The sequence below is a fragment of the uncultured Boseongicola sp. genome (assembly GCF_937988555.1).
Classification (GTDB): domain Bacteria; phylum Pseudomonadota; class Alphaproteobacteria; order Rhodobacterales; family Rhodobacteraceae; genus Boseongicola.
The window spans coordinates 18,393-29,735 of record NZ_CALJXO010000144.1 but is presented as its reverse complement, the minus strand read 5'-3'; the positions used below and the strand labels follow the sequence as shown (position 1 = coordinate 29,735).

General features: G+C 59.2%; 11 protein-coding genes. 5 read left to right on the top strand and 6 right to left on the bottom strand.

Annotated elements, in window-relative coordinates:
- Positions 1-255 precede the first annotated feature (255 nt).
- On the top strand, positions 256-1,449 hold the full coding sequence (locus Q1B15_RS07880; RefSeq protein ID WP_299752616.1) for a hypothetical protein: 1,194 nt from the start codon (positions 256-258) through the stop codon (positions 1,447-1,449).
- A gap of 414 nt (positions 1,450-1,863) precedes the next feature.
- On the opposite strand, the gene Q1B15_RS07875 is transcribed toward Q1B15_RS07880, so the two are convergent.
- The 3 genes from Q1B15_RS07875 to Q1B15_RS07865 all read right to left on the bottom strand — a co-directional run bounded on the left by Q1B15_RS07875 (position 1,864) and on the right by Q1B15_RS07865 (position 4,547).
- Positions 1,864-2,859 carry an adenosine kinase gene (locus Q1B15_RS07875; RefSeq protein ID WP_299752613.1) on the bottom strand — a complete coding sequence of 332 codons (996 nt, stop codon included), beginning with the start codon at positions 2,857-2,859 and terminating at the stop codon, positions 1,864-1,866.
- Positions 2,856-3,500, bottom strand: a complete 645-nt coding sequence (gene nth, locus Q1B15_RS07870; RefSeq protein WP_299752610.1) for an endonuclease III — start codon at positions 3,498-3,500, stop codon at positions 2,856-2,858. The genes Q1B15_RS07875 and nth overlap by 4 nt, the downstream gene beginning before the upstream one ends.
- A 75-nt stretch (positions 3,501-3,575) precedes the next feature.
- Positions 3,576-4,547, bottom strand: a complete 972-nt coding sequence (locus Q1B15_RS07865; protein WP_299752607.1) for a zinc transporter ZntB — start codon at positions 4,545-4,547, stop codon at positions 3,576-3,578.
- Positions 4,548-4,836: 289 nt separating this feature from the next.
- Between Q1B15_RS07865 and Q1B15_RS07860 the strand changes: the two genes are divergently transcribed.
- A complete protein-coding gene (locus tag Q1B15_RS07860) occupies positions 4,837-5,679 on the top strand; it encodes a bifunctional helix-turn-helix domain-containing protein/methylated-DNA--[protein]-cysteine S-methyltransferase (protein ID WP_299752605.1) in 843 nt (280 codons plus the stop codon).
- Positions 5,680-5,791: 112 nt separating this feature from the next.
- Positions 5,792-6,469: an OmpA family protein gene (locus Q1B15_RS07855; protein WP_366141692.1), complete on the top strand. Its 678-nt coding sequence runs from the start codon at positions 5,792-5,794 to the stop codon at positions 6,467-6,469.
- Positions 6,470-6,525: 56 nt separating this feature from the next.
- Here Q1B15_RS07855 and Q1B15_RS07850 read toward each other — a convergent pair whose 3' ends face one another.
- Positions 6,526-7,686 carry an MFS transporter gene (locus Q1B15_RS07850; RefSeq protein ID WP_299752602.1) on the bottom strand — a complete coding sequence of 387 codons (1,161 nt, stop codon included), beginning with the start codon at positions 7,684-7,686 and terminating at the stop codon, positions 6,526-6,528.
- A 223-nt stretch (positions 7,687-7,909) separates the two neighbouring features.
- On the opposite strand from Q1B15_RS07850, the gene Q1B15_RS07845 reads away from it, so the two are divergent.
- Positions 7,910-8,677, top strand: a complete 768-nt coding sequence (locus Q1B15_RS07845; RefSeq protein ID WP_299752599.1) for an FCD domain-containing protein — start codon at positions 7,910-7,912, stop codon at positions 8,675-8,677.
- Between the two features lie 234 nt (positions 8,678-8,911).
- Entirely contained in the window at positions 8,912-9,628 is a 717-nt protein-coding gene (locus tag Q1B15_RS07840) for a hypothetical protein (RefSeq protein ID WP_299752596.1), read from the top strand.
- 4 nt (positions 9,629-9,632) lie between these two features.
- On the opposite strand, the gene mgrA is transcribed toward Q1B15_RS07840, so the two are convergent.
- Both mgrA and Q1B15_RS07830 read right to left on the bottom strand, forming a co-directional pair.
- A complete protein-coding gene (gene mgrA, locus Q1B15_RS07835; protein ID WP_299752593.1) occupies positions 9,633-10,685 on the bottom strand; it encodes an L-glyceraldehyde 3-phosphate reductase in 1,053 nt (350 codons plus the stop codon).
- Between the two features lie 31 nt (positions 10,686-10,716).
- The gene (locus Q1B15_RS07830) at positions 10,717-11,325 is read right to left on the bottom strand and encodes a M23 family metallopeptidase (protein ID WP_299752590.1); all 609 of its coding nucleotides are present in this window, start codon (positions 11,323-11,325) and stop codon (positions 10,717-10,719) included.
- Positions 11,326-11,343 lie beyond the last annotated feature (18 nt).

Sequence of the window (11,343 nt, the reverse complement as noted above, 5' to 3'; positions counted from 1 at the left end):
GATCGACCCTGAACCTGCTGAATAGACTTTGCCTGGCAAGAAGAGTGGCAGGTTTGGATTTGACACCTGATCAAAACGCGCCGCCGCAAGGGCAACGCGCGCAAGAAAGCGATGATCTCATCGCCCTCGCCAATCACGGCGCCTCTTTATACATCATTCTTACTCCCGTTTGAGATCTTTACTTCAAAATACATCTTGAACATCGTTCATATATTGGCTATCAGTTATTTGAACAACGTTCAAGGAGTGCACGTCGTGACCCATGTGATCAATACCAACCAACTCCTCGCCGAGGGCCTTCTGACCCAGACGCAGGCTACAGAAATCGCCCGCCGCTCTCGCGATACGATGCTCGCGCTCGTCGTTAATATCGTCCTGACCGGGGGCATCATCGCGGCCTCGCTCGGCTTTGTCTTCTGGATCGCCGATGCTCTTGGCGTCGCGCTTCTTGGCGCTGCGTTCCTCGCCGCTGGCGTTGCCATTCTGCTCAAAACCGACGCGCTGTATCGCCTTTTGGGCCATGCAGGTACGCTGATCGGCGCGGGCATGCTCTGTGTCGGCGGGACGATCGAACTGCTCGACAAATACCCAGACAGCGCTGATTTTGTCCTGATCCCGCTTGGTGTCGCGGTCGCCACCGCAGCCGCATGGGCCTTCCGCAAAGCCCCGAAAGCCTTGCGCTTCACGACGGGGTCGGTCGTTTTGGCCGGTGTAGGTCTGCATCTTATCGGCCTTGGCGTCGCACTCGACACCATGCCCGGCGCACCCATCGCGATGTTCTACCTCTACGCGGCCGCGCTCATTGCCGCCGCTGGTACATTCGTGAACGTGCGCGCCGTCACCGCCCTTGCCATCGCGCCCTTCGCACAAGTGTTCGACACCGGCACCGCTTACTTCCACGCGGCCTATGCGTTCTATTCGCCTGAACCGACGTTTACGATCCTGCAAATGGGCGCGCTGATTGCCATCACCGCATGGGCGATACCCCGCACCCCCGACCGCATTGGACGCCACGCGGGCATCCTTGCGATCATGGCCGCCGTCGTCGGCAACCTAGCCTTCCTTGTCGCATCCCTTTGGGGCGACGAGATCGGCACCAGCTTCTATCGCGCCGACGCCCCGAACTATTCCGACTTCACCGACTGGAGCGCATACCGGGCAGCACTCACCCTTTGGGAAGCAGAGTTCATCCAAATCTCCGAACACGTATTCTCGGCTATCTGGGCCGCTCTTCTGATCGTTGGCGCTTGGCTTGCCGCCGCCACCCACCGGCGCGGGCATTTTAACGCCTCGGTCACGTTTCTTGGCATCCACGCCTACACCCAGGTGTTCGAAAGCTTCTCTGACGAACCAATGGTCTATGCCCTCGGAGGCCTCGCCGCGATCCCGGCTGCATGGGGGCTGTGGCGATTGAACCAGAAGATGTTCACCCAGCCACAGCCGGTCTGAATTGCCCGAAATAACGACATAAAAGGGCTCTTCGAAGTCCTTTTGTGTCGCCAAGAGCGCGGACGTGTCTTGACCGACGCCGGTCGCGACCTTGCTTTGCCCCTGCGCGAAGCTTTTGCGCTTATCGCCCCGGACATCGACGGCGCTCACACCGCGAGGCCACCCGCGGCGTGAGCATGTCCACCCCACACTCTTTCGTCGATCCCGTCATCCTGTCAAACCTCAAAGAGGTTCTGGGCCAAGCACCCAAACCTGCAAGTGTCGTTTTCGTCGGACGGCAATCACGACCCGGTCGATCTCGACAATTTGGAAATTTCTATTCGTGGAAGTATCAACGCGGAGATCCCCGGCAAATGGGCGAAAAATCAAACGCTGCCCCTGATTTCATCACGCATCATCATATGCGCCGCGCCCTCAGACCAAGCCATCCGCACGGAAAATCTCGGCCAGGTTCGCCTCGGGCCGCGCGCCAATATGGCTGATCACCTCAGACGCCGCCGCACAGCCCATTCGGCCACACAGTTCCAACGGGTGCCCTTGCGAATGGCCCCACAAAAACGCGCCCGCAAAAGCATCTCCGGCACCGGTTGCGTCCTGAATATCGACAGGTTTCGCAGGCGCATGCCACCGCTGGCCGCCAGCCAGAATATGCGCGCCCTTCGCACCTTCCGTACAGGCCACAATCCCCACTTCCGAAGCCGCAGCCGACAATGCAGCTTCGAAGTCATCAGTCTGATACATCGAACAAATCTCGTCCCGGTTCGCAAACAGCAGATCAACATGATCCCGGATCATCGCGCGAAACGCGTCGCGATGGCGTTCCACACAAAACGGATCAGAAAGCGTCAATGAAACGGTTCCGCCTGCACCCTCGGTTGCCTCAATCGCCTTGGCAAACGCCGCGTGGCTTTCCGGCCCGTCGAAGCGATAGCCCTCAAGGTAGATCATTGCCGCGTCCGCCATTTGCACGGGATCAATGTCATCGGGCGTCAGAAATTCAGTCACGCCCAGATAAGTGTTCATCGAACGCTCGCCGTCCGGAGTAACCAACACAATGCAGCGCCCCGTCTCGTCGGCCGCGTCCTTGTCCGCAAAGACGGTTCCGTAAACCGCCCCCTGAGCGCGCAAATCGTGGGCGAAAATCGCCCCCAGCTGATCGTCCTTCACCTTGCCCACATAGGCCGTTTGGCCGCCCAAAGACGCCACAACCGCAATCGTATTCGCCGCCGACCCGCCCGAGACCTCGCGTGCAGGACCAACCCGCCCATACAGATCCACCGCGCGGTCCATATCAATGAGTTGCATGATACCTTTTTCGACACCGGCTTCGCCCAGGAAATCATCCTCGCAGCGCGCAAGCACGTCGACCATCGCATTGCCGATGCCCACAACGTCAAATCGCTTTGTCATTCCGTCTTGTCCTCAAATTCACAGAGATCGCGTATCAGACACGCGTTACATTTTGGTTTCCGCGCAACACAGGTGTAGCGCCCGTGCAGGATCATCCAGTGATGCGCATGATGTTGAAATTCCGCTGGAATATGATCCTCGATCGCACGCTCGACCGCATCGACATCCTTGCCCGGCGCAATACCAGATCGATTTCCCAGCCTGAATATATGCGTATCGACTGCTTGCGCAGGAAGCCCAAACCACATGTTCAGCACGACATTCGCGGTCTTGCGCCCCACACCGGGAAGCGACTGCAGCGCCGCGCGGCTTGAAGGTACCTGACTGTCAAATTCATCGACCAGCTTTTGCGACAGCTTGATCACGTTCTTTGCCTTATTACGAAACAAACCTATCGTCTTGATGTGTTCGATGACCGCAGCCTCGCCCAGCGCCAGCATCTTTTCCGGCGTATCCGCAACCGCAAACAGCCCCCGCGTCGCCTTGTTGACACCCGCATCCGTCGCCTGCGCGCTCAAAGCAACCGCGACCACCAGCGTATAGGCGTTCACATGGTGCAATTCGCCCTTCGGTTCGGCCTCAGCCTCTTGAAAGCGCGAGAAGATCTCATGGATCACCGAATAGGAAAGTTGCTTGGCCATAGAAGGCACTTTTGGCGGATCGCGCGCGGTGCGGCAAGTCGATACTATGCGCCGGTTTCAGCGCGGTTCTCGCCCTTAAAGCCATTTCGAATACCTAAATACCGCGTAGAGAGCTGCGCCGACCACCACGGACCCAACCGTGACGGTCCAAAACCCCAGATCAGACTCCACCCCCGGCATTCCGCCCACGTTGATGCCAAAAAGCCCGGTCACAAAGCCAAGCGGCAAGAAGATCGCCGCGACAATCGACAGCACGTAGCTGTTGCGGCCCAGCGCGGTTGCATGAAGAATGTCCAGATGATCCTGCGTCGCCGACAGGCGTTCGTGGGTCGCCTCAAGCGATTCAAGCGACCGCTTGGTTTTGTTCGCCGTTTCACGCAATAAAACCGAAGCCGCATCATTGCCAAGCCAGTCCCGGTTCGCGGCCAACTCGATCAACGCTTCTTTCTGAGGGCGAATAAATCTCCGTAGCTTTATCACGCTTTTTCGGCACTGCGCGACGCGCCCACCCATATCCTGCCCACCAGCAAAGGCTTCTTCTTCGATTGCATCCGACTCGTCTTCCAACTCGATCGTGACCTCTTCGATCCGCTTGGTCAGGCCATAGGTTAGAGCCGCCAGAAACATGCCAACGGACTTCGGAGCGATCCCAATGTCCATCTCCTCACGGATCGCATCAACCGCCCAGACCTTGCGCATCCGCGCGCTGACAATCAGACACTTCGTCACCCACAGCCGCAGCGACACCATATCGTCCACGTCCGAGGCCGGGTTAAGGTTCACACCACGCAAATTCAAAATCAGCCCACCGTCCAGAAAATCACTTCTCGGGCGGGTTTCGGACTGTCGCAATGCCGTGGATGCGGTTTCAGGAAGAAATTCTCGTGTCCAGGCGTCCAGCCCCTTGTCAGCCAGATCGAAGTGCAACCAACGATAAGACATTCCGTCACCGGTAGTTGCTGACGGCCACGGTTCTCTGATCGGAACCACCGTGCCATCCTGTCCGATATCAAACGCGCAAATCGGATGCACCGATTTTTCTGCCATTGTCCCTGCTCCATTGTCCTGCTGCTTCAAAAGCCCGCGAACCCGCGACGGCACTTTGGGCACCCAGATACCTCTGTCCCGATGGTAAGCATTCCGAAACCGATCACCACACCTGCAACCACAGGGCACGAATTCAGATCCCGAACGCTGCGATCCGGCCACGATGATGCGCTCCCCAAAGACAACAGCTCACACCTGTCTTGCACCGCACAAGACGTTTTCACGCAATATCCGGGTCGCGCCGACCGCCGCCTTGGCCTACCTTCAAGACATGCCCAAGGATAATCTCATGACCGATCAAGAAACCGGCTACCACTATCAACTGATGCGACGCGCCATCGAACTTATCGATGACGGTGCCCGCGATCTATCGCTCCATGACATCGCCACCGAAATGCACATGTCGCCCGCGCACTTCCAGCGTATCTTTTCGCGCTGGGCAGGCGTATCGCCCAAACGCTACCAGCAATGGCTCAAGCTCGATCACGCGCGTGATCTTCTCGCCAACCGCCACACCACGCTTGAAACCGCAGATGCCGTCGGCCTGTCAGGATCGGGGCGCCTGCACGACCTGTTCCTGCGCTGGGAGGCCATGTCCCCCGGCGACTTCGCCAAAGCCGGTGCGGGCCTTGAGATCCTCTGGGGCTGGTTTGAAAGCCCCTTCGGCCCCGCCCTGATCATGGGCACTGAAAAAGGCATCTGCGGTATTGGTTTTTCCGCCGAAGCGGGGGCCGAAGCCACGATGACCGACCTTTTATCCCGCTGGCCTCGCGCCACCTTCACCGAAGACCCGACCGCCCTTGCTCCGCTGGCGGCCCAAGCCTTCCCCCGCGACGGATCGAACCGCGAACCGGCAAAGCTTTACCTCATCGGCGCGCCATTCCAACTCAAAGTCTGGGAGGCGCTGATGCAAATCCCTACGGGGAACGTCACAACCTATTCCGACATCGCCCGCACCATCGGAAACTCAAATGCCGTGCGCGCTGTCGGCACCGCCGTGGGGCGCAACCCGATCTCATGGCTGATCCCCTGCCACCGCGCACTCAGAAAATCCGGCGGGCTTGGCGGCTACCACTGGGGCCTGCCCGTCAAGCGCACAATGCTTGCGTGGGAGGCGGCTGAGACCGCCTGATATTTGATAACATGCGCGTGAGATTGCCTAACATTACAATGATAGGCACATCTTCGCCCATCGCCGCTTCCGCATCATCGCGTATGGTGTATAGCGGCACTGGAGATGTGAAATGATCAAAGGATTTATCATGGGATACATGAAAAAACCGTTCATGCTGGCCGCAGCCAGCCTGATTGCCCTTACGGCCTGTGGCCCTGCCTATCAGCAAGGCGGCGACCGCCAGCGTCAGGGAACGGGCGCAACCGCAGGTGCCGTGATCGGCGCCGTACTTGGCGGAACCCGCGAAAGCGGCAGTGACCGTCTGCGCAACGCCGCCGTCGGTGCCGCAATCGGCGCCGCAGCCGGTGGCCTTATCGGCTCGACCCTGGATGCACAGGCTCGCGAACTTGAGCGTGACTTCGACAACGGAGCGATCGACGTGATCAATACCGGCAGCGAACTTATCGTGCGCATGCCAGAGGCGATCCTGTTCGCCACCGACAGTGCAAGCCTGAACGGCGCGCTGCGCTCGGATCTCTTTGTTCTCGCCAACAGCCTGAATGAATACCCGCAATCGATCGTCACAGTCGTCGGCCACACCGATAACACCGGTACCGCGGCTTACAATCAGGGGCTCAGCGAACGCCGCGCCTTTGCGGTGTCGGACACCTTGCGTGCAGGCGGCGTGTCCTCGTCGCGTGTCCGCACGGTGGGCGCGGGCGAAAGCCAGCCTATCGCGACCAACCAGACGGCCTCGGGACGCGCCCAAAACCGTAGGGTCGATATCACGATTACCCCAACGAATTAATCTTCGTTCATAAGTCGAACAGACAAACGGCGGTGCGCGAAAGCGTGCCGCCGTTTTCATATCGGCAACACCCGCACCGCGCGACGGAACAGCACAAGCGCCACAAACCCTAGCCCAAGCAGGGCCGCGCCCAGAAGGAACGTCACCCAGATATCACCCGACTGCTCGGCGACGCGCCCGGCCACCGCAGGCGCAATCATCATAAGGATGTAGTAAACGGTGAAAAACACCCCCATCCCGAAGGCCCGCGCCTCAGGGGCCAGAACCTCACTCGGCAGGGTCATGATCGACCCCGCTCCCAGACCGGACACAAAACCGCCTACCGCCAGCGTCACCACCACGACCTCGACGGGCACGACCAACGCCAAAGGCAGGACGATCACCCCGCCAATAAGGCTCACCGCAATAAGCAAATCTCGCCGCCCGGACCAGTCTGCCAAGATACCGCCTACGGGGATCGCAATGCCCGCCGCCGCCATAAAGACGCTGGTCACCGAACCGGCCGTCACGGCGTCGACACCACGCTCGGCCAGAACCAAGGGCCCGAACGCAAACACCATGGAGTATCCGGCGTTGTAAAGCGCCCAAACCATCGCCGCCATAAACAAGCCAAAGGCAGGCATCTGGGCGCGAGTGATCGTAGCTGGCCCGACCGAAGCCCCCTCTTGCGTGCGATAAAGCATCACAAACGCAACCAGCGCCACAACGACCGATGCTGTCACCACGCCCCAAGCCAAAGCCAACCCGCCCGTCGCCGCCATGAACGGCAAAATCACCAAGGCCAGCGCAATCCCTACCGGCCAGGACGAGATGAAAACCCCCATCGCGGTGCCAATCTCGCGCCCTTGAAACCAGTCCACCAACAGCTTCGTCATCACAACATTGATAACAACGCCACCAACGCCGCCCAAAACGCGCCCGACAACCGCCATCTCCCAGGCGGTTGCAGCCAAAGTCACAACCGCCCCTGCCAGCATGCACCCCAAACTCAGCCCCACAACGCGCTTGTCGCCAAACCGTGCAGCAATCGTTCCACCAGGAATCGCCACCAGCACGCCCGGTCCTAAATAGAGCCCGATCAAAATCCCGATATCCGCGATAGAAATCGCTAGACTATCCACGATAAACGGAGAAAGGGCCGCCACTGACTGAAACTGAAATGCCATCACGGTGCGGGCAAAAAACAACACGAACAAGATCGTCCAACGATTGATCATATCACCACCCACCCCTTCGATGCCCATCAGTCACAAAGCTGCAATTGCGCGCAATACAAATCCCATTCACCCTTTAAAATACCAACGTCGAGTGCCCGCAATCGACGGCCGGCAACACGATGCGCAGCAATGTGTGAGAGGCAAACGTCAATTGCGGCCGCCCACCTCTCTCTTGTGCCGCAGCCTTGGCAGCCCTACCGTTCTGTCAACCAGAGAAACGCCCATGCCCTTTGAACGTATAGAACCTGAGAAACTCGCCCACGCCGTCGTTCGCCAGATCGAAGGATTGATCCTGCGCGGCATCCTGCGTCCGGGCGAACGCCTGCCGTCGGAGCGCGTTTTGTCGGACCGCCTTGGCGTTTCGCGTCCCTCCCTGCGCGAAGCCATTGCTGCCCTTCAAGGCAGCGGCCTTTTGGTGGCACGCGCTAACTCCGGCATTTTTGTCGCCGACGTCCTTGGATCAGCCTTCTCGCCAGCCCTCACGCGCCTATTTTCCAGCCACTCCGAGGCCGTCTTTGACGCGCTTGATTTTCGCCGAGACATGGAAGGGCTTGCCGCCCACCGCGCCGCCCGCCTTGCGTCGGACACCGATCTAGCTGTCGTCGACGCCATCTTCATCAAAATGGAAACCGCCCACGAAAAGCGCGACGCGGCCAATGAAGCGCGGCTTGATGCCGAGTTCCACCTCGCCATCATCGAAGCCAGCCACAACGTCGTCATGCTTCATATGATGCGCTCAATGTATGATCTTCTGCGCGAAGGCGTTTTCTACAACCGCCAGGTCATGTTCGATCAACGCATGACCCGCACAGCGCTTTTGGATCAACACCGCGCCATCAACGACGCCCTGCAATCACGTGATCCGGTGGCCGCACAGGGTGCCATCCAAACCCACCTCGATTTCGTGCGCGCGTCCCTTACGGACAAACTACGCGCCGAGCAAAACGAGAAAACCGCCACAAAGCGTCTTCAGCACGAGCAAATGCGTTGATGTCATTCGACCTCGGCCTCAAAGCGGCAAAGCCGGCAGCGACGAGGCTTTCTTAGGCGCTCTGCGCCACGTCTTACGCACGAACACTAGCTTTACTCAATACGACGACATGTCGACTACGACCATCCAGACACCGGCATCCACTTTCAGATTTTTCTGAATGCACCGCATGAGAACCGCGCTGCTGAAAACGACGGGCTTGCGACGCTGGCGCTGAATTTCGCGCGGCCTTCGATGTTTGTGAATGAGGCCGGCAGTATCATCCAAGTCTTGGCCCGCGCCCTTCCATTGTTGGTATGCAACTACCAGACCGAAACAGGTTGGACTCCCTTTGACCCGGAAGCATTGATCGCAAGCTACCATGACAACGCAAAGCCTGCGACGCCCGATTTGGCTAGAAACGCCGATGACGACTTCTGGGGCCACCGCCGCCGCGCCCCGCGCGCGCTGTTAAATTACGCTTGGGAATGGAACCGCAAACGCGCGCCCAAAGACGCCCGCTGCAAACAAGACGGCCGCAACATCCGGGTGCCGCTCTACGAATTTATCGACATCGACAGGCAGCTTCTCAGCTATGTCTCATGGTTCGATGGCGTGGCATCGCTGTTCCCAAAAACCGACCTGATCGGCATCGCCCGCAACGAATACCCCGCCAAAGTGCCCGGGTTTTTCAGCAAGAAACGCCCCTCGCTGGAATTCATCCCGCGCGCGTCAGCCGATGCCATCATGGGCGATACCTATCAGCCCGATCCGGTCTGGCCCGATGCCGTCAGCCCCATCATCGACGGCGGCCGCCCCGGACAGGAACGCTTTCTTGCACGCGCCATCGGCTCCGACACCGTCCGCGATCCAATCTACGCCGACGCCGACGAATATCGCATGCGCAAGGTCAAACCCTTCGTGCGCATCAAAGTCCATCGCATCCTTGGCGACGAATACTTCGACGACTGATCCGTCAGACGCCTTCGGACGACAGCGCCCACAAATTCACACCGCCCTCAAAGCAAAGCGCATCAATCGCGGCCAACTCGCCGTCGGTGAACTCCGCCGCGCCCAAAGCCGCCACGCAATCCTCGATCTGAGAGGTCTTAGAGGCACCAATCAACGCAGACGTCACGCGCCCGCCCCGAAGAACCCAGGCAATCGCCATCTGCGCCAAAGACTGCCCGCGCGCGGCCGCAATATCGTTCAGCCCATTCAGCCGCTTAATCGCCTCGGCCGTCAGCAACCCATCATCCAGTGACTTGCCTTGTGCTGCACGACTGTCTGACGGCACTCCGTTCAGATACTTACCCGTCAACATGCCTTGCGCCAGAGGCGTAAACACAATCGAGCCGACCCCGATATCGTCCAGCGTATCCAGCAAACCGTCCCGCTCCACCCACCGGTTCAGCATATTGTAAGACGGCTGATGGATCACAAACGGCGTGCCCATTTCGCGCAATAGTGCCGCAGCTTCGCGGCTCCGCCCGGAATTGTAAGAACTGATACCTGCATAAAGCGCTTTGCCTGAGCGCACGATCTGATCCAGTGCGCCCATGGTTTCTTCCAGCGGCGTTTCCGGATCAAACCGGTGAGAGTAGAAGATATCAACGTACTCAAGCCTCATCCGCTTCAAAGACTGATCGCAAGACGAGATCAAATACTTGCGGCTACCCCACTCGCCATAAGGGCCGTTCCACATATTGTATCCGGCCTTTGATGAAATAATCAGCTCATCGCGATAGCCCGCAAAATCCGCCGCCAGTATTTCGCCAAACGCCTCTTCCGCAGACCCCGCAGGGGGTCCGTAATTGTTCGCAAGATCGAAATGCGTGATCCCAAGATCAAACGCTTTACGACACAGATCGCGCTTCAGATCATGCGGCGTGTCACCACCGAAGTTATGCCAAAGCCCAAGGCTGACCGCAGGCAACTTCAGCCCCGACCTGCCCAGACGACGGTATTCCATCGTGTCATAGCGTGTATCGGCGGGTGTATATCGGGGGGTGTGTGCTGGTCTGATCATGGAACGCAACCTGCCTTCCCTGGCGCGAATGTCAACTGTCACCACACGGCGTCGGATAAGTCGTCACAAATGCATCCCTCGCATGGCGCGCGCCCGGATCAAGACACGTCACCCGGCCGACACCGCCCGCCCATACCAGATGGGGATCAATCGGTGCAAGGTCGCGCTCATCCAGCCCCCGCCAGACCTCGAAATGCAAATGCACACCACCCCCCGCCAAAAGCCCCGTCGCGCCCATGCGCGCGATCACCTCGCCGCGGCGCACCTGCTGCCCGACCTGAACACCCCGGCTTTCTAGATGGAAATACCGCGTAAACACCCGCGCGCCGTTTTCATCAACTCCGTGATCAACTCGCACCCTGTTCCCGTACAAGGTCCCCTGCCACGATGCCACAACAACGCCCGAATCCGCCGCAAGGATAGGCGTCGAACGCGGCCCCCAAAGGTCGATCCCCTCGTGGCGGTCTTGCGTGGCCCGAGACACAAGAAACTGCTGTGAAATGTAGATCGCATCGGGCGGCATCACGACATCAACCGCTGCCGGTGCCTCGCGGTGATACGGCTTAACCTCGCCAAATCGGTCCGCCCCGCAGTCCGCCAAAGCAAGCGCTGGTCCCCAAACCAGTCCGTACCGTCCCATCCCGCCTCCAAAAGCGCT